Consider the following 17,917-nt stretch of genomic DNA (forward strand, 5'->3'; position numbering starts at 1 on the left):
CTCGACCGAGGCGTGCGCCAGCCGGGTCGCGGCGGCGGGCGCCACCGCGGCGACGACCGTGGGCTCGGCGCCGGGACGCTCGCCCCACAGCGCCACGGCCTCGCCGAGCACGGCCGCCGCGGCATTCGGGTCGCCGGCGCGCAGGCGGTCACGGCCGGCTGCGGCGAGTTGCTCGAACCGCAGCGCGTCCACGTCGGCCGCATCCACCTCCAGCCGGTAGCCGCCCGCGACCTGCGTGACGTCGCCGGCCGAGCCGAGGGCCCGGCGCAGCCGTGAGGCGAGGGCCTGCAGGGCGTGGGCGGGGCCGGCCGGCGGGTCCTCGGGCCAGAGCGCGTCGACGAGGACGCCCTGCTCGACCGCGCGCCCGCCGGCGAGCGCCAGGCGTGCGACCAGACCCTGCAACCGCGCGCCCCGGACGGGCAGGGCAGCGTCACCGCGAGACGCCTGGAAGGCGCCGAGCAGCGAGACGCGAAGCCGCGTACCCCCGTCCATCCCCCGATCTTCGCGCACGCACCCTCCTGTTCCCAAATCGCCTTTTCCGGCCTGCCGGGCGCTCGAACCCAGCGCAGGACGGGAGTGTCAGCGCCATGTGCGCCCATGTCAGCGCCGTGTGTGCCCCGTGTGAGCGGCCCGCTTCAGTCTTTGCATGTCCGAAGAGAACTGAAGGGAGTTTTCGTGCATGACGTAGTGATCGTGGGCGCCGGCCCCGTTGGCCTGTTCCTTGCCTGCGAGCTCGGCCTCGCCGGCTGTTCCGTCCTGGTGCTCGAGCGGGAGCCGGAGCCCCGCTCCCCGTGGAAGGCGGACCCGCTCGGGATGCGGGGCCTGTCCGCCGCGTCGGTCGAGGCGTTCTACCGCCGCGGCATGCTGGACCCGCTGCTGAAGGCGTCGGGCGTCGACGACTATCCCGGCGCGGACGAGCCGTCGCCCCCTCGTGGCGCGGGCCACTTCGCCGGCATGATGCTCGATCCGGCCAAGGTCGACGTCGCCGCCCTGCCGTACCGGCTCCCCAGTCCGGCGGCGGAGGGGGTGATGACGAACCTCGAAGCGGTCGAGGCGGTGCTGTCGGAGCGGGCGTCCATGCTCGGCGTGGAGGTCAGGCGCGGCGTCACGGTCTCGGGCATCGCGCAGCGCGATGAGATCGTGGTCGCGCGGGCCGGCGAGCACGAGTACGCGGCGCGCCTGCTCGTCGGCTGCGACGGCGGCCGCAGCGCGGTGCGCGGGCTCGCGGGCTTCGGCTTCGCCGGCACCGAGCCGCAGTTCACCGGCTACGTCGTGCTCGCGACCATCGCCGATCCCGAGAAGCTGCGCCCCGGGTTCAATCTGACGCCGACCGGCATGTACCTCCGGACGCCCGCGAAGGGGTACGTCGGCATGCTGGAGTTCGACGGCGGCGCGTTCGATCGCTCGCAGCGGCCGACCCGCGAACATCTCCAGGCGGTTCTGCGCCGTGTGTCCGGCACCGACGTGACGTTGAGCGACGTCCATCTCGCCTCGAGCTTCACCGATCGGGCGATGCAGGCGACGACCTACCGGCGAGGGCGCGTCCTGCTCGCGGGCGACGCCGCCCACATCCACTCTCCCCTCGGGGCGCAGGGACTCAACCTCGGCATCGGCGACGCCATGAACCTGGGATGGAAGCTCGCGGCGACCGTGCGCGGGCACGCGCCGGACGGGCTGCTCGACACCTACACCCGCGAGCGGCATCCGATCGGCGCATGGGTGCTCGACTGGACGCGCGCCCAGGCGGCGGCCATGAAGCCGGACCCGCATGCGCAGGCCGTCCAAGGAGTGATCCGCGACCTGCTCGGGACCCGTGACGGGACGACCTACGTGTTCGAGAAGACATCGGGATCGTCGATCCGCTACGACCTCGGCGGCGAGCACCCGCTGGTCGGCCGCAACGCCCCCGATTTCCGTCTCGAGGACGGCACTCGCCTCGGCGACCTGATGCGGGACGGACGAGGCGTCGCGCTCGACTTCAGCATCGACCGGCGCCTGCACGGTTCGGCGATGGGCTGGGAGAGCCGGATGCGGTATGCGGCCGGGCCGGCGAGAAACGACCTCGGATCGGGCGCCGTGCTTGTCCGGCCTGACGGCGTGGTCGCCTGGGCAGGCGATCGCGACCCTGATCGTGCGGCTTTCGAGCGGGCCGCCGGCCGATGGTTCGGCAGGCCGGCATCCCCGGCCGCCTGAATACCCACGTTCACACCACTTGACCGAGTTTTACAGGAGAGCACATGACGATCACCATCCGACCGGGAAGCACCGTGATGTTCACCGGCGATTCGATCACCGACTGCGGGCGGCTGGAGAGCGAACAGGGCCTCGGGTTCGGCTACCCGCTGCACATCGCGGGCGAGTGGGGCCTGCGGCATCCGGACCGCCCCGTGACCTGGCTGAACACCGGGATCGGCGGCCACAAGGTGATGGACCTCGAAGCCCGCTGGCAGGCGGACGTGCTCGACGCGCGCCCGGACGTGGTGTCGATCCTCGTCGGCGGCAATGACGTGGCCTGGCACACCTACGACCCCGACGGCTACGTGATCCCCGCGAAGGACTTCGCGGCAGGTTACGACCGCCTGCTCGCCCCCCTCGCTGAGGCGGGCACGGAGCTGATCCTCATAGAGCCGTTCCTCCTGCCGATCAGCGGCCTCGTCGAGGTCGGCGACGTGCACGTCGGCGAGCAGGGGCGCAAGGAGTGGCGCGCCGACCTGGACCCGAAGATCCAGGTCGTGCGGGAGCTCGCCCGCGAGTACGGCGCGCACCTGCTCGCCGCCGACGGCATGTTCGCCGAGCTCGCCGCGACGACCGGGCCGGAGTACTGGGCCGAGGACGGCGTGCACCCGACGCCGGCCGGTCACGCCGCACTCGCGAGGGCCTGGCTGCGCCTCGTCGCGTGACTCTGCCTCGCGCTCGCCCCGCGACACCGGCCGGCAGCGGAGCGGACCGCTCGTCCACGGAAGTCGCGGGGCTGGTCGGCGGGACGATCAGGAGCCCGCGTCAGCGGTCACCGTCTCCGGGGCCGGCGGGTCAGAGGGTTCGGGCGCGGGTGATGCCACGTTCCACCGCAGTCAGCGTGTACGGCAGCCGGCGCAATGATATTGACAGGGCTCATGATCCGGAGAGAATAAAGTTCGGTCGCGTTGCTTGAAGTTCACGTGCTCCTGGAGGGACCTTCGTGAGAATTAAGCAGGGGATTATCGCGGCGACGATGATCGCCGGTCTGCTCGCCGTCGGCTCTGCCCCAGCCCATGCTATTCCGCCACCTCCACCGGGTGGCGACAACCTCACGGTCTTGAGTTACTACGCCGGGGAGACGCTCGTCGGACAGCGCTGGTTCGGCTGCAGCCAGCCGGGCCAGTGGGGGACGCTGGAGGGCCAGCTGAAAGTCACCTGGACACCCTGCTGAACACCCTGCTCGACACGGGGCGGCCTGGCCTCCTGAGGGCCAGTGCCGCTCCGGCCAGGACCCAGACCGGCGACCGCGAGCAGCGCCGGGGCCGTGAGGTGCGCGCTCGAACCGCTCATCGACCAGCTCGACTAGCTCGGCAAGCCCGCGACGTCCTTCGTACTCTCCTCACCCCAGGCCCGGGCCCCGATCCCGCCGCCCTCGGCGTCCACCTGATGGCTCATCGGCCGCGGCGGGCGCCGAACTCCAGGTAGAGCAGACCCGCGATCACCGCCCAGGCCACGGTGGCCACCGCCAGGACGAGCGCAGGGGGCAGCAAGGTCGCCCGCGCCCACACGCACGCGGCGAACGCGATCATGCCGGTCGCGCCCAGCACCGCGCCGCGGGCGTCCTGGGCGGCCGGGTCGCGCCGATGCTCCTCCTCCTCGATGAGGGTCAGCGTGGCGGCCAGGATGGCGGGGAAGGCCAGGAACACTCCTCCCGCCACGGGTCCCCAGCGCAGCCCGACCAGACCGGCGGCCACCGAGACGATCGCCCCGAAGGCGAAACGCGTCACCATCCCGCGGATCGGCGTGTCCCGGAGCCTGGACGGCTCCAGCCGGATCGCCTTCATGTGATCAGTGCCCAGCCCGCGCCGGCGACGGCCGTCCACACCGCGAGTGCCGTCAGCGAGCCCGCGAAGGCGCCCAGGCGACGTATGAGCGGCACGGCCACCGCGCAGTACGCCACCAGCGCGAACGATCCGGCGATCATGCCGAGCGCGGACTGCGCGAGCTGGCGTTCGCCCTCGTGCAGCACGGTGATGGTCATCCCGGCCAGGGCCACGGCGGGAGCGGCGGCGAAGATGCCGGCGAACCGCTTGGGCGTCACCATCTCGCCGATCACCGCGAAGACCATGACCAGCAGGCCTCCGAGCAGTCCGCGTCCTACGATCCACCACACCTCGCTCATCGGCGGCCCCCCGTTCGCGCTTCGGCTGCCCCGGCTCCCCGGTTTCAATCGTGTGGCTCGGGAAGGGCCCCAAAAGACCCACTACCACCTCGAGAGGATCCGGTCATGGCGCCTACCGTTGCCGACTACCTGCTCCTACGACTGCGTCAGTGGGACGTGGACCACCTGTTCGGCTATCCGGGCGACGGCATCAACGGGATCATCGCGGCGCTGGGACGCGCCGACGACCGCCCGCGCTTCGTCCAGTCCCGGCACGAGGAGATGTCCGCGTTCGAGGCCGTCGGATACGCCAAGTTCACCGGCAAACCCGGGGTGTGCCTGGCGACCAGCGGGCCGGGCGCGATCCACCTGCTGAACGGCCTGTACGACGCCAAACTCGACCACGTCCCGGTCGTGGCGATCGTCGGCCAGACGGCCCGCAGCGCCATGGGCGGCAACTACCAGCAGGAGGTGGACCTGCTGAGCCTGTTCAAGGACGTCGCGAGCGCGTACGTGCAGATGGCGACCGTCCCGGCCCAGCTGCCCAACCTCATCGACCGCGCCATGCGCATCGCCGTCGCCGAGCGCGCCCCGACCGCCGTGATCATCCCCTCCGACCTGCAGGAGGAGCCCTACGAGCCGCCCGCCCACGCGTTCAAGAACGTGCCGTCGTCGGCGCCCGGCTACACGCCGCCGGTGACCCGCGCGCCGGACGAGGAGATCGCTCGCGCCGCCGAGGTCCTCAACGCCGGGTCGAAGGTGGCGATCCTGGTCGGTCAGGGCGCCCGCTCGGCCGCCGCCGAGGTCATCGAGGTCGCCGAGCTCACCGGGGCCGGGGTGGCCAAGGCGCTGCTCGGCAAGGACGTCCTGCCCGACGACCTGCCGTACGTCACCGGGGCCATCGGGCTGCTCGGCACCCGGCCCTCCTACGAGCTCATGCGTGACTGCGACACGCTGCTGATCGTCGGATCGAACTTCCCGTACACGCAGTTCCTGCCGCCCTTCGGGGAGGCGCGCGGCGTGCAGATCGACGTCGACGGCCGCATGATCGGCATGCGTTACCCGACCGAGGTCAACCTCGTCGGCGACGCCGCCGAGACGCTGCGGGCACTGATCCCGCGCCTGAACCGCCAGCCGGACCGGTCCTGGCGCGACACCGTCGAGCAGAACCTCGCGCGCTGGTGGAGCACGGTCGAACGCCAGGCCAAGGTGGAGGCCGACCCGATCAACCCGATGCTGCTGTTCTGGGAGCTGAACCCGCGGCTCCCGCACAACGCCATCGTGACCGCCGACTCCGGCTCCGCCGCGAACTGGTACGCCCGCGACCTGAAGATCCGCGCCGGCGTGCGCGGCTCGCTGTCGGGGACCCTGGCGACGATGGGGTCGGGGGTGCCGTACGCGATCGGCGCGAAGTTCGGCCACCCGGACCGGCCCGTCATCGCCTTCGTCGGCGACGGCGCCATGCAGATGAACGGGCTGGCCGAGCTCATCACGATCAAGCGGTACTGCTCGCAGTGGGCCGATCCGCGGCTGATCGTGGCGGTCCTGCACAACAACGACCTGAACCAGGTCACCTGGGAGCTGCGGGCCATGGGCGGCGCGCCGAAGTTCGAGGAGTCGCAGACGCTGCCGGACGTGTCCTACGCCGGCTTCGCCCGCTCGCTGGACCTGGAGGGCATCGAGGTCGAGAAGCCCGAGGCGATCGGCCCGGCCTGGGACCGCGCCCTGGCCGCCGACCGGCCCGTCGTCCTCGACGTCCACTGCGACCCCGACATCCCGCCGATCCCGCCGCACACGGATTTCGAGCAGCTCAAGGACGCCGCCGAGGCCATCATCAAGGGCGACCCCGACGCGATCGGCGTGGTGAAGAAAGGGCTCAAGACCAAGGCCCAGGAACTGTTCACCCGCAGCAAGGGCTGAGACGTCCGGCCGGCGTCAGCGCTGACGCCGGCCGGACCATTCGGCTATCGCAGCCGGGGCAGGACCTCGCGGGAGTAGAACTCGAAGAAGGCGTCCTGCTCGGTACCGATCTGGCTGATGTAGATCTCGTCGAACCCGGCGTCCACGTACTTCTGGATCGCCTGGACGTGCACCTCGGGGTCGGGGCCGCACGGTGTCGAAGCGGTGGCCTCCTCCTCGGTGACCATCTCCGCCAGCTGCGCGAAATGGCGCGGCAGGGGGAGCAGCTGGGAGGCCTCGCCCTTGATGCCCTGGGTCGGCCACAGCCGGTGCACGGTCTTGCGGGCGGACGCCTCGTCGTCGGCGTAGCAGACCTTCAGCCCGCCCTGGGTGGGTTTGCCCGCCCCGCCGGACTCGCGGAACAGCTTGACCAGGTCGGCGGCCGGCCCCGTGCAGATGTAGCCGTCGCCGATCCGCCCCGCCAGCCGGACCGACTTCTCGCCGAAGCCGGAGATGTACACCGGCGGCGGCTGCTCGGGAAGCGTGTAGAGGCGCGCGTTGTCGACGGAGTAGTGCGTACCGCGGTGGGTGGTCAGCTCGCCGCTCCACAGCCGGCGCATCACCTCGATCGCCTCCTCCAGCATCTCCAGCCGTTCGGCGGCCGGCGGCCAGCGGGAGTCGGTGATGTGCTCGTTCAGCGCCTCACCCGTGCCGACGCCGAGCTGGAAGCGGCCGCCCGTCAGTACGGCGCTGGTCGCGGCGGCCTGGGCGATGACGGCCGGATGGATGCGCACCAGAGGGCAGGTGACCGCCGTCGTGATCGGCAGCGTCACCGCCTCGGCGATCGCTCCTATGGTGGACCAGACGAAGGGGCTCTGGCCCTGTTCGTCGAGCCAGGGATGGTAATGATCGGAGATCCAGAGCCCTTCGAAGCCCGCCTGCTCGGCCAGCTTCGACTGCCGGACGAGTTCTTTGGGTCCGTGCTCCTCGCTGCTCAGGAAATATCCGATGCGGGACATGGCTGAATCCTTCTCGTCGCGGGCTGAGGGGCCAGGTCAGAACCAATATCGCCGGCCTCCGACCGGACGGCCGATGGAGCCCAGGACGAGCAGGATCACGCCGATGACCAGGAGGATGGCACCGATCGTGTAGAGCAGCGAGATGCCGAGCAGCCACCCCAGGAGCAGCAGGATTATGCCGATGATGATCATGTTTTCACCGATCCTGATACGTTGATTTTGTCGAAACCACGGCTACCCGAGGTGTACGTGGTAAACGTTCACGGCGCCTCGCCGAGCACGCGGTCCCAGTCGTCGAGGAATCTGGCGATTCCGTAGCGGGAAAGCGCCGCCGTGCGGGCGCCCTTGCCGTACTGGCCGGCCAGGGCGGGATCCCGGACGAACTCCGACAGCGCCTCGACCAGAACGGGCAGCTTGGTGGACAGGACACCGGCCTCCTGCGGCACGGCCTCGATCGCCTCGGTGGCGGCCAGGGCGACGACGGGCAGGCCGAGCATCATGGCCTCGATGAGGGCGAGGCCGAGCGAGGTCCACCGGTAGGGGTGCAGGTAGGCGCGCCGCATGGCGAGGGCCGCGTGCAACTCGGCCTGTGGCAGGTCGTAGGCCGGGTACGGCAGGCCCGTGGTCTTCATGCCGTACACGTCGAGCGGCACGTCGAAGGCGGCGAGCAGGTCGGTGCCGGCCACCCGCGCGCGCCGGACCGGCTCGTTGATCACCACGGCGGCCCTGGGCAGCTCCCCGGTGTAGCGGTGGCCGGGATCGACCACGCCGTGCTCGATGACGCGGACCGGGGCGAGGCCGTTGTCCCAGTACAGCGCGTTGAAGTGGGTGACGTGCACGAGCGGGATGGCCGACTGGCCGGCGAGCGGATGCCGGGTGGCGGGTACGTCGCCCTTGGGGGTGTTGTGCTCGACGTAGACGCCGGGCACCGCGCCGCCGAGCCAGTCGCGGGCCAGCTCGATCTCGTGCGGGCGCTGGTAGACGACGAGGTCGACCTGCTCGTGCGCGAGCCGGTCCCACGGCACCTCACGTACCGAGGAGGGCCAGTCGAAGTTCTGCGCCCGCCCTCTGCCGTCGGCGTCGCGGCCGGGGGTGAGAGGGACGAGGTAGGTGTGACGGCCCTGGACGAATGAGGTGGTCCAGGAGCCGTGCACATGCCAGACCAGGATTTTCATCCGCGCCCCCTTTCAAGATTTCTTCGCGTCCGAAAAGCCCGGCCGCGCCTGGCTGCCGCGTCAACTTGAGAGACGGCTGCCCCTCCTACCTTGCGTTTAACGACCGCTGCGCTCGGTAGCGCTTCTCCCATGAGGTTCCTTGGGATCAACGCGGTCTTCCACGACCCCGCCGCCGCCCTGGTGGTGGACGGCGAGGTCGTCGCCGCCGCGGAAGAGGAGCGGTTCAGCCGGCGCAAGCATGGCAAGCGGCCCGTGCCGTTCTCGGCGTGGGAGTTGCCCGAGCAGGCCGCCGCCTGGTGTCTCGCCGAGGCCGGGCTTCGGCCCGAGGATCTCGACGCGGTCGCCTATTCCTACGATCCTTCACTGGTCCGGCAGGAGACGGGCGCCCCGTGGGAGGACCTGCGCACCACGTACGCGATGAGGGCGCCGAGCTTCCTGGCCACGGCGCTGCCCGGGCTCGACCCGGCGCAGGTGCGGTTCGTGCCGCACCACGTGGCGCACGCCGCCTCGGCGGGGCTCGCGGCGCCGTTCGAGGACTGCGCGGTCCTGGTGTGCGACGGCCGCGGCGAGTCCGTCTCGCACCTGGCCGGCCACTATCGCGACGGCGAGCTGACCACGCTCGCCACCCAGGAACTGCCGCACTCGCTCGGCCTGATGTACGAGGACGTCACCGAGCACCTGGGATTCATGCGCTCCAGCGACGAGTACAAGGTCATGGCCATGGCCTCCTACGGCACGCCCCGGCACCTCGACGTGCTGCGCGAACTGATCACGGCCACGCCGGAAGGCGGCTTCAGGGTCGAGCCGATCGACTGGGGCGGCTTCGCCAAGAAGCTCGGCAGCGGCGAGCGGTGGACCGCCGACCACGCCGACCTGGCCGCCAGCGTCCAGACGCGGCTGGAGGAGGTGCTGCTCGACCTGGCCTTCTGGCTGCACGCCAGGACGGGCGCGCGGCACCTGGCGATGGCCGGAGGGGTGGCGCTCAACTGCGTGGCCAACACGCGCCTGCTGGCCGAGGGGCCGTTCGAGGACGTCTGGGTGCAGCCGGCCGCCGGCGACTCGGGCACGGCGCTCGGCGGCGCCCTGCACCTGGCCCAGGAGCAGGGCGAGCCGGCCGCGCCCATGCGCGGCGCGGACCTGGGGCGCCGCTGGAGCGACGAGGAGGTGGCCGCGTGGCTGGACGTGGCGCGCGTGCCGTACGCGCGGCCGGCGAACCTGGCCGGTGAGGTGGCCGCGGCGCTGGCCGACGACAAGATCGTGGCCTGGTTCCAGGGGCGCAGCGAGTACGGGCCGCGCGCGCTGGGCCGGCGCTCCCTGCTGGCCCATCCCGGCCACGTCCGCAACACCGAGCGGCTGAACGACGTCAAGGGCCGGGAGCAGTTCCGGCCGGTCGCGCCGATGGTGCTGGAGTCCAGGGCGCGGGAGATCTTCGGCCGGGGGCCGGTGCCCTCGCCGTACATGCTGTTCGTCCATGACGTGCGGCCGGAGTGGCGGGAACGGATCCCCGCCGTCGTGCACGTGGACGGGACGGCCCGCATCCAGACCGTCTCGCCGGAGAGCGACCCGCTGATGGCCGGGGTGCTGGAGCGGTTCGAGGCGCTGTCGGGGCTGCCCGTCGTGGTGAACACCAGCCTGAACACGGCGGGGCGGCCGATGGTCGACTCGCCGAGGGACGCGCTGGAGTGCTTCGGCTCCGCGCCGGTCGACCTGCTCGTGATCGGGCCGTTCGTGGTGCGGAGGCCCGCATGATCACGGTGGTGATCCCCACGATCGGGCGGGCCTCCCTGGCCGACGCCGTTCCGGCGGGCGTGCCGGTGATCGTGGTGGAGGACACCGAACGCAGAGGACCCGCCGCGGCCCGTAACAAGGGCTGGCGGCAGGCGCGAACGCCATGGGTGGTCTTCCTCGACGACGACGTGGTGCCCGCCGAAGGGTGGCTGGAAGCGGTCGTCAAGGACCTGGCGGACCTGCCGGAGGACGTGGGCGGCAGCCAGGGCAGGATCGAGGTGCCGCTGCCGGAGGGCCGCCGGCCGACGGACGCGGAGCGCAACACGGCCGGCCTGGCGGACGCGGACTGGATCACCGCGGACATGGCGTACCGGCGGAGCGCGCTGGAGAAGGTCGGCGGGTTCGACGAGCGCTTCCCCCGCGCCTACCGGGAGGACGCCGATCTCGCGCTGAGAGTGATGGCGGCCGGTTTCCGGCTGGTCAAGGGGGAGCGGGTGACCCGGCATCCGGTGCGGGACGACGGCTTCTGGGCCAGCGTTCGATTCCAGCGGGGCAACGCCGACGACGCGCTGATGCGCCGGATCCACGGGCCCGGCTGGCGGTCGCTGATCGGGGCGGGCGGGCTGCTGCCCAGGCACGCCGTCACGGCCGTACTGGGGCTGTCCGCCGTCGCCCTCGCCGTGGCCGCGGCGGGGAAGGGCGGTGGTGGCGCCACGCGCGGGGCGGCCAGGAAAGGCGGCAGCGCCAGGAACCGGGCGGCAGGTGCCGCGCTCCTCGCGGGGACGGGGTGGGCGGCGCTCACCGCGCGGTTCGCGTGGGAGCGGATCGCGCCGGGACCGCGAACGCCCGCCGAGATCGTCAGGATGCTGGTCACCAGCGTGGCCATCCCGCCCGTCGCCTGCCTGCACCGGCTTCGCGGGGAGCTGAGGGAGCGCTGGTGAGCCGCACCGTCCTGGTGGCTCGCCCGGACAGCGCCGGTGATGTGCTGCTCGCCGGTCCCGCCGTCCGCGCGGTCAGCGTGCACGCCGACCGGGTGGTCTTCCTGGCCGGCCGGGCGCTGGGCCCCGTACGGAGTGCCGTACGTGCTGCTGGGCGACCAGGAGGGGCCGTGCAAGGACACACGGGCGCAGACATGTCCGGTCAATGGTCATCCGTGCCTGACAGGAGTCGCAGCCGCGCAGGTCGTCAAGGCAGTGAGGGAACTGATCCCATGAAGATCGATCTCGTCTCCGAACACGCCGATCCCCTGGCCGCGATCGGCGGGGTCGACGCGGGCGGGCAGAACGTCCATGTCGCCGCGCTCGCGTTCGCCCTGGCCCGGCGCGGCCACGACGTGGCGGTCCACACCCGGCGCAGCTCGCCCGAGCAGCCGCGGAGCGTGCCACTGGGGGACAGGGTGCGGGTCGAGTACGTCCGGGCGGGGCCCGCCGTGCCGATCCCGAAGGACGAACTGCCCCCCTACATGCCCGCCTTCGCCGAGCAGCTGGCACGGCGCTGGACGCGGCGGGCCCCGGACATCGTGCACGCGCACTTCTGGATGAGCGGCAAGGCCGCGCTGCTGGCGGCGGGCCACCGTCCCGTCGTGCAGACCTTCCACGCGCTGGGCACCGTGAAGCGGCGCTGGCAGGGGAGCGCGGACACCAGCCCGCCGGGCCGGATCGACGCCGAGCGGCGGATCGGCCGAGCGGCGGCGGCGGTGCTGGCCACCTGCTCGGACGAGGTCGGCGAGCTGCACGCCATGGGGGTGCCCGGCCACGTCATCTCGATCGTGCCCTGCGGAGTGGACCTGGATCACTTCACCCCCGAAGGTCCGCGCGCGGACAGGGGCACGCGCCCGCGGGTGCTGAGCATCGGCCGGCTGGTGCCGCGCAAAGGCGTCGACACCGTGCTGCGGGCGCTGCGCGAGGTGCCGGAGGCCGAGCTGCTGATCGCGGGCGGCTCCGCCGGCGACCCCGAAGCGGCCAGGCTGGCGGCCCTGGCCGGCGCCTACGGCCTGGCCGACCGGGTGAAGGTGCTCGGCAGCGTCCCGCACGACGAGGTTCCCGCGCTGATGCGCTCGGCCGACGTCGTGGTCACGGTGCCCTGGTACGAGCCGTTCGGCATGGTGCCGCTGGAGGCGATGGCCTGCGGCGTGCCGGTGATCGCCTCGGCCGTCGGCGGCCATCTCGACACGGTCGACGGCTGCGGCGTGCTGATTCCGCCGCGCCGGCCGCAGGCGCTGGCACGCGCGCTGCGAGACCTTCTCGAAGCCCCGCAACGGGCCGCGGAGCTCGGCGCCGCAGGGGCGCGCCGAGCCAGGCAGCGCTACGGCTGGCCGCGCGTGGCCGAGCAGACCGAGGCCGTGTACCGCGCCGTGCTGGGCGCCGTGCTGGGCGCCGAGCTGAGGGGGATGACATGCACAGGCACCTGACCATGCTGCGCGAGGCGTTGTCGATGAGCGCCGACCAGGCGCCGACCGTGGAGGCATGGGGGCGCAAGCTCGCGGCCGTCCTCGGCGGCGGCGGACGGCTGCTGGTGTGCGGCAACGGGGGCTCGGCCGCCGAGGCCCAGCACCTGACGGCCGAGCTGGTCGGCAGGTTCAGGGGTGAGCGGCGCCCCTACGCCGCCATCGCGCTGCACGCCGACACCTCGTCGGTGACGGCGATCTCCAACGACTTCGGCGCGGACGTCGTCTACGCCCGGCAGGTCTGCGCGCACGGCCGCCAAGGCGACGTGCTGTTGTGCCTGTCCACCAGCGGTGCCAGCGGCAACGTGCTGGCCGCGGCCCGGGCGGCGCGCGAGTGCGGGCTGATCACCTGGGCCATGACGGGCAGGGCGCCGAACCCGCTGGCGGAGATCAGCGACGAGGTGGTCGCGGTGCCCGCCACGGACACGGCGACCGTCCAGGAGGTGCATCTGACCATGATCCACCTCCTCTGCTACGCGATCGAGGAGGCGGGCGCGTGAACGGGCCGCTGGTCGTCATCGGTGACACGCTGCTGGACGTCGACATCGAGGGAAGCGCCGAACGGCTCGCACCCGACGCGCCCGTACCCGTGGTCGACGTCGAGGCGAGACATCCACGGCCTGGCGGCGCGGGCCTGGCGGCGCTGCTGGCCGCCAGGGACGGCGCGGAGGTGGTGCTGGTCACCGCGCTGGCCGACGACGAGAGCGGGCGCACGCTGCGGGGGCTGCTGAACGGCCGGCTGCGGGTGGTGCGGGTGCCGCTGCGCGGCTCCACCGTCTGCAAGACCCGGGTCAGGGCGGCCGGGCAGACGCTGGTCCGCCTGGACACGGGGGACGGGTACGCCGTGGGCGGCCTGGCCGGCCCGGTGACCCGCACGGTCCGCTCCCTTCTCCGGACGGCGGGCGCCGTGCTGGTCTCCGACTACGGCAGAGGCATGGCGGGCTCGCTGCTCGGCCTGCTCGGCGAGGCGGACGCGCCCATCGTGTGGGATCCGCATCCGAAGGGCCCGAGCCCCCTGCCCGGGTGCGCGCTCATCACCCCCAGCGAGAGCGAGGCCCGGCTCCTGTGCCCGCCGCCGTACGCCGGGCCGGACGAGATGGCTCGGCGCCTGGTGAGGACCCTGAACGCGCGGGCGGTCGCGGTGACGCTGGGCGCCGACGGCGCCGTGTTGGCGCGCGAAGGCGGTCACCACACCAGGATCCCGCCGCCCATGCTCTGCAGCGGCCACGACGTGTGCGGGGCGGGGGACAGGTTCGCGGCGGCGGCGGCGCTGGCGCTGCGCGACCGGCGGCCGGTGGAGGACGCGGTCGCCCTCGGGGTCGGGGAGGCCGCCGCCTTCGTCGAAGCCGGCGGAGCCGCGGCCATCAGGCCGTCCTGCGCGCAGATGGGTGACAGGCCGCGCACGCCCGCCGAGGTCGCCGACCTGGTCAGGGCCAACGGCGGACGGCTGATCGCCACCGGCGGCTGTTTCGACCTGCTGCACGCCGGGCACGTGAGTCTTCTGCGCAGGGCCAGGGCGCTCGGCGACGCGCTGATCGTGTGCCTCAACTCCGACGCCTCGGCCAGGCGGCTCAAGGGCCCGAACAGGCCCGTGGTCGGGCAGCAGGACAGAGCCGAGGTGCTCGGCGCACTGGGATGCGTCGACGCCGTCATGATCTTCGACGAGGACACCCCGGCCCAGGCCATCGAACGGCTCAGGCCGCACGTGTGGGTGAAGGGCGGTGACTACTCCGGCAGAGAGCTGCCGGAGGCGGCGTCACTGCGGAAAGTGGGCGCGGAGACGGTCGTCCTGGCCAGCGTGCCCGGCAGATCCACGACCGGGATCATCGCCGCGATGCACGCGGCGTGAGGAGGGAAACGAATGCTTGGAGACATCCTGATCACCGGCGGCGCGTCGGGCCTCGGCCACGCCGTGGCCGAAGCGGTCGCCAAGGCGGGAGGCAGGCCGCTGGTGGTGGACCTGCGCGCCGCCGACGGGTTCGACCACACGGTCGCCGACCTGGCCGACCGGAACGAGGCCGAACGCGCGGTGCGGGAGCTGGCCGACCGGGCCGGCGGCCTCGACGGCGTCGTCACCGCGGCGGGCATCGACGCCTGCGGCCGGCTGGAGGACGTGACCGCCGACGACTGGGAACGGGTGATCAAGGTCAACCTGATGGGGACGGCCGCGACCGTCCGGGCCGCGCTGCCGTACCTGCGGGAGTCCTCCGGACGGGTGGTGACCTGCGCCTCGACGCTGGGCCTGCGCGCGGTGAGCGACGCGACGGCCTACTGCGCGGCCAAGTTCGGCGTGGTGGGCTTCACCAGGGCCCTGGCCGCCGAACTGGCCGGCCAGGTCGGGGTCACGATGCTGGTCCCCGGCGGGATGGCGACGCACTTCTTCGACGAGCGGCCGGAGCAGTACAGGCCGGGCCCCGACGCCAGGCTCAACCGGCCGGAGGACGTGGCGCAGACCGTCGTCTTCGCGCTCTCGCAGCCGCCCGGCTGCGAGGTGCGCGAGCTGGTCGTCTGCCCGTCCACGGAGACCTCGTGGCCCTAGACGTGCTGGCGCTGCGCGGGCTCGGGCTCGGTGACCTGCTGACGGCGGTCCCGGCGCTGCGGGCGCTGCGCCGCGCCTTCCCCACCCGCCGCCTCGTGCTGGCCGGGCCGCCGGCGCTCGCGCCGCTGCTGCCCGTCGACGAGGTGGTCGAGGTGCGGGGTCCCGGCCCCGTCCCGTACGGCGGGGCCGAGGTGGCGGTGAACCTGCACGGCCGCGGCCCGCAGAGCACGCGAGCGCTGCGCGCGACCCGTCCGCGACGGCTGCTCACCCACGGCGGGGACGGCCCGCCGTGGCGCGCGGACGTGCACGAGGTGCGCCGCTGGTGCGACCTGCTGGAGTGGTACGGCATCGCGGCCGACCCGGCCGACCTGTACCTGGGTCGCGGCGACAGGAGCGGACCCGTGGTGGTCCATCCCGGCGCGGGTGCCCCGTCCAGGATGTGGCCCGCGGACCGGTTCGCGGCAGTGGTGAGCGCGCTGCGGGCACGCGGCAGGGAGGTGGTCGTCACGGGAAGCCCGGCCGAGCGGAGCCTGGCCGAGCGAGTCGCCGGCGACACGGGGGCCACGGTCGCCGCCGGCCGCACGGACGTGCGGCAGCTGGCCCGGCTGGTCCGCGACGCCCGGCTGGTGGTGTGCGGCGACACCGGGGTCGGGCATCTGGCCAGCGCCTACCGCACTCCTTCGGTGCTGCTGTTCGGGCCGGTCCCGCCCGCGCTGTGGGGGCCGCCCGCCACCGGGCCGCACGTCGTGCTGTGGAAAGGCGGCACCGGTGACCCGCACGGGCGCGAGCCCGATGCCGGCCTGCTGGAGCTCGGAGTCGACGAGGTGATCGAGGTGATGACGCGATGCGAGTCGTGGTGACCGGAGGAGCCGGGTTTCTCGGCTCCCACCTGTGCGAGAAGCTGCTGGACGGGGGAGCGGAGGTCGTCTGCATGGACAGCTTCCTCACCGGCTCCCCGCGCAATCTCGAACACCTGCTGGACCGTACGGGGCTGCGGATCGTCGAGTGCGACCTGACGGGCTTCGTGCACGTGCCCGGCGAGGTGGAGCTGGTGCTGCACTTCGCCTCGGCCGCCTCGCCCGCCGACTACCTGAAGCACCCGATCGAGACGCTCAAGGTGGGCAGCCTGGGCACGCTGCACGCGCTCGGCCTGGCCAAGGAGAAGCAGGCCCGCTTCGTGCTCGCCTCCACCAGTGAGGTCTACGGCGACCCGCTCGAACACCCGCAGCGCGAGACGTACTGGGGCAACGTGAACCCCGTCGGGCCGCGCAGTGTCTACGACGAGGCCAAACGCTTCGCCGAGTCGTTGACCACCGCCTACCGCAACTCCCATGACGTCGACACCGGCATCGTGCGCATCTTCAACACCTACGGGCCACGGATGCGGCCCTTCGACGGCCGGGCGATCCCGACCTTCATCAGGCAGGCCCTGGCGGGCGAGCCGATCACGGTGACCGGCGACGGCAGCCAGACCCGCTCCATCTGCTACGTCGACGACACCGTGGACGGCATCCTGCGCATGGCCGCCAGCGACTTCGCCGGACCCGTGAACATCGGCAATCCCGACGAGCTGACGATGGTGGAGCTGGCCGGCCTCATCCGGGAGCTGGCGGGCTCGTCGTCACCGATCGAGTTCATCGACAGGCCCGTCGACGACCCGAGCGTGCGCCGGCCCGACACCGGCCTGGCCGAGAGCGAGCTGGGCTGGCGGCCTGTCGTGGGGGCGGAGGAGGGCCTGCGCAGAACCATCGAATGGTTCTCCAGGCTGGACAGCCCCGTCCCCGCCACCTGACCGGCCTCCGCTCACGTCGGTGACTCTCACTCCGGTGGCGCGGTCATGGGTGCGGCGGCCAGTCGTCGCCCGGCCCCATGTCGGTCTGGACGCCGGGACGGAGGTTCAGGTCCACGGCCCTGACCGTCTCCACGTCGACATCGCGTTCGCGCAGTTCGGCGCTGACGACCTCGGCGAGGGCCCCGGTGTTGGAGGGCTCGGGCGAGGGCTTCAGGGTGCGGTTGACGACCACGGCTCGCATGCTTGGGGCCTTCCCGTGAGACGTTGAAGGCCCGCATACCCAACAGGGCCTGTCAAACGGTTTGACGTTAACCGCGGGCCAGAACGGGCAGAGGGCGACACCATGAGCACGATCGAGTACTCCCTAGATGTCAAGGTCCCGATCCGCGTCGCCTACAACCAGTGGACGCAGTTCGAGACGTTCCCCGAATTCATGGAAGGGGTGGAGTCGGTCAAGCAGCACACCGACACCCGCGCCACCTGGCTGGCCGAGATCGCCGGCGTGAAGCGCGAGTTCGAGACCGAGATCACCGAGCAGCACCCCGACGAGCGCGTCGCCTGGCACACGCTCGACAAGCCCCACCACGCCGGCGTCGTCACCTTCCACCGCATCGACGACACCACCACCCGCGTCACCCTCCAGATGGAGTACGACCCCGAGGGCTTCGTCGAGACCGCCGGTGACTGGCTCCAGATCGTCCGCATGCGTGTTCAGGGCGACCTGCGCCGCTTCAAGGACTACATCGAGACCCGCGGCACCGAGACCGGCGCGTGGCGCGGCAGCGTGCCGCCCCAGCACGCCGGCGACGCGGTCCCGCGGCCCGACGCCCCGCTGCCGGGGACCGGCACCCCGTCGCCGCGCCCCGGCCCCGGCTACCCCCCGCCCACCCAGCCCGGCCTGTAGTCCACGCGGCCGTGCCTCCCGCCCGGGAGGCGCGGCCGGTTCGTTTCGTGGCTTTCAGCTGGGTAGATGGCAAACA

20 protein-coding genes are annotated in these 17,917 nt (G+C 72.4%); 13 read left to right on the forward strand and 7 right to left on the reverse strand.

Going from position 1 to position 17,917, the window contains the following annotated elements; all coding sequences use genetic code 11:
- Nucleotides 1–510 (reverse strand): BTAD domain-containing putative transcriptional regulator (locus ACFKCF_RS40405; protein WP_394500613.1); only part of this gene is annotated, 510 nt, incomplete at its 3' end.
- Nucleotides 511–675: 165 nt separating this feature from the next.
- On the opposite strand from ACFKCF_RS40405, the gene ACFKCF_RS40410 reads away from it, so the two are divergent.
- The 3 genes from ACFKCF_RS40410 (at nt 676) to ACFKCF_RS40420 (ending at nt 3,409) form a co-directional block, all read left to right on the forward strand.
- A complete protein-coding gene (locus ACFKCF_RS40410; protein ID WP_394500615.1) occupies nt 676–2,193 on the forward strand; it encodes an FAD-dependent monooxygenase in 1,518 nt (505 codons plus the stop codon).
- A 44-nt stretch (nt 2,194–2,237) separates the two neighbouring features.
- Nucleotides 2,238–2,900: an SGNH/GDSL hydrolase family protein gene (locus ACFKCF_RS40415; protein WP_394500618.1), complete on the forward strand. Its 663-nt coding sequence runs from the start codon at nt 2,238–2,240 to the stop codon at nt 2,898–2,900.
- Nucleotides 2,901–3,178: 278 nt separating this feature from the next.
- On the forward strand, nt 3,179–3,409 hold the full coding sequence (locus ACFKCF_RS40420) for a hypothetical protein (protein WP_394500619.1): 231 nt from the start codon (nt 3,179–3,181) through the stop codon (nt 3,407–3,409).
- Between the two features lie 220 nt (nt 3,410–3,629).
- Here ACFKCF_RS40420 and ACFKCF_RS40425 read toward each other — a convergent pair whose 3' ends face one another.
- Nucleotides 3,630–4,022 (reverse strand): DUF3147 family protein, encoded by a 393-nt coding sequence (locus ACFKCF_RS40425; protein ID WP_394500620.1) that lies wholly within the window; start codon nt 4,020–4,022, stop codon nt 3,630–3,632.
- Entirely contained in the window at nt 4,019–4,360 is a 342-nt protein-coding gene (locus ACFKCF_RS40430) for a DUF3147 family protein (protein WP_394500622.1), read from the reverse strand. The genes ACFKCF_RS40425 and ACFKCF_RS40430 overlap by 4 nt, the downstream gene beginning before the upstream one ends.
- Nucleotides 4,361–4,465: 105 nt before the next feature.
- Here ACFKCF_RS40430 and ACFKCF_RS40435 point away from each other — a divergent pair, with 105 nt between their 5' ends.
- Nucleotides 4,466–6,259 (forward strand): thiamine pyrophosphate-requiring protein, encoded by a 1,794-nt coding sequence (locus ACFKCF_RS40435; protein ID WP_394500624.1) that lies wholly within the window; start codon nt 4,466–4,468, stop codon nt 6,257–6,259.
- Nucleotides 6,260–6,303: 44 nt separating this feature from the next.
- Here the strand turns inward: ACFKCF_RS40435 and ACFKCF_RS40440 are convergent, their stop codons facing one another.
- The 3 genes from ACFKCF_RS40440 to ACFKCF_RS40450 form a co-directional block, all read right to left on the reverse strand.
- A complete protein-coding gene (locus ACFKCF_RS40440; protein ID WP_394500625.1) occupies nt 6,304–7,257 on the reverse strand; it encodes an LLM class F420-dependent oxidoreductase in 954 nt (317 codons plus the stop codon).
- A 36-nt stretch (nt 7,258–7,293) separates the two neighbouring features.
- Nucleotides 7,294–7,449, reverse strand: a complete 156-nt coding sequence (locus ACFKCF_RS40445) for a hypothetical protein (protein ID WP_350735736.1) — start codon at nt 7,447–7,449, stop codon at nt 7,294–7,296.
- Between the two features lie 68 nt (nt 7,450–7,517).
- A complete protein-coding gene (locus ACFKCF_RS40450; RefSeq protein ID WP_394500627.1) occupies nt 7,518–8,432 on the reverse strand; it encodes a glycosyltransferase in 915 nt (304 codons plus the stop codon).
- 129 nt (nt 8,433–8,561) lie between these two features.
- Between ACFKCF_RS40450 and ACFKCF_RS40455 the strand changes: the two genes are divergently transcribed.
- The 8 genes from ACFKCF_RS40455 (at nt 8,562) to ACFKCF_RS40490 (ending at nt 16,937) form a co-directional block, all read left to right on the forward strand.
- The gene (locus ACFKCF_RS40455) at nt 8,562–10,181 is read left to right on the forward strand and encodes a carbamoyltransferase (protein WP_394500628.1); all 1,620 of its coding nucleotides are present in this window, start codon (nt 8,562–8,564) and stop codon (nt 10,179–10,181) included.
- On the forward strand, nt 10,178–11,101 hold the full coding sequence (locus ACFKCF_RS40460) for a glycosyltransferase family 2 protein (RefSeq protein ID WP_394500629.1): 924 nt from the start codon (nt 10,178–10,180) through the stop codon (nt 11,099–11,101). The genes ACFKCF_RS40455 and ACFKCF_RS40460 overlap by 4 nt, the downstream gene beginning before the upstream one ends.
- A 269-nt stretch (nt 11,102–11,370) precedes the next feature.
- A complete protein-coding gene (locus ACFKCF_RS40465) occupies nt 11,371–12,570 on the forward strand; it encodes a glycosyltransferase (protein WP_394500631.1) in 1,200 nt (399 codons plus the stop codon).
- Nucleotides 12,555–13,106, forward strand: coding sequence for an SIS domain-containing protein (locus ACFKCF_RS40470; RefSeq protein WP_394500632.1), 552 nt, complete (start codon nt 12,555–12,557; stop codon nt 13,104–13,106). The genes ACFKCF_RS40465 and ACFKCF_RS40470 overlap by 16 nt, the downstream gene beginning before the upstream one ends.
- The gene (locus ACFKCF_RS40475; RefSeq protein WP_394500634.1) at nt 13,103–14,455 is read left to right on the forward strand and encodes a PfkB family carbohydrate kinase; all 1,353 of its coding nucleotides are present in this window, start codon (nt 13,103–13,105) and stop codon (nt 14,453–14,455) included. Before ACFKCF_RS40470 ends, ACFKCF_RS40475 begins: the two co-directional genes overlap by 4 nt.
- Before the next feature lie 12 nt (nt 14,456–14,467).
- Complete coding sequence (locus tag ACFKCF_RS40480) at nt 14,468–15,145, forward strand: SDR family oxidoreductase (RefSeq protein WP_394500635.1); 678 nt, start codon at nt 14,468–14,470, stop codon at nt 15,143–15,145.
- On the forward strand, nt 15,136–16,005 hold the full coding sequence (locus tag ACFKCF_RS40485) for a glycosyltransferase family 9 protein (protein ID WP_394500636.1): 870 nt from the start codon (nt 15,136–15,138) through the stop codon (nt 16,003–16,005). The genes ACFKCF_RS40480 and ACFKCF_RS40485 overlap by 10 nt, the downstream gene beginning before the upstream one ends.
- A complete protein-coding gene (locus ACFKCF_RS40490) occupies nt 15,990–16,937 on the forward strand; it encodes a UDP-glucuronic acid decarboxylase family protein (RefSeq protein ID WP_394500637.1) in 948 nt (315 codons plus the stop codon). The genes ACFKCF_RS40485 and ACFKCF_RS40490 overlap by 16 nt, the downstream gene beginning before the upstream one ends.
- 43 nt (nt 16,938–16,980) lie before the next feature.
- On the opposite strand, the gene ACFKCF_RS40495 is transcribed toward ACFKCF_RS40490, so the two are convergent.
- Nucleotides 16,981–17,178, reverse strand: coding sequence for a hypothetical protein (locus ACFKCF_RS40495; RefSeq protein ID WP_394500638.1), 198 nt, complete (start codon nt 17,176–17,178; stop codon nt 16,981–16,983).
- A 102-nt stretch (nt 17,179–17,280) separates the two neighbouring features.
- Between ACFKCF_RS40495 and ACFKCF_RS40500 the strand changes: the two genes are divergently transcribed.
- Nucleotides 17,281–17,841 carry an SRPBCC family protein gene (locus ACFKCF_RS40500; protein WP_394500639.1) on the forward strand — a complete coding sequence of 187 codons (561 nt, stop codon included), beginning with the start codon at nt 17,281–17,283 and terminating at the stop codon, nt 17,839–17,841.
- Nucleotides 17,842–17,917 lie beyond the last annotated feature (76 nt).

The sequence above is a fragment of the Nonomuraea sp. JJY05 genome, assembly GCF_043496855.1.
GTDB lineage: Bacteria > Actinomycetota > Actinomycetes > Streptosporangiales > Streptosporangiaceae > Nonomuraea.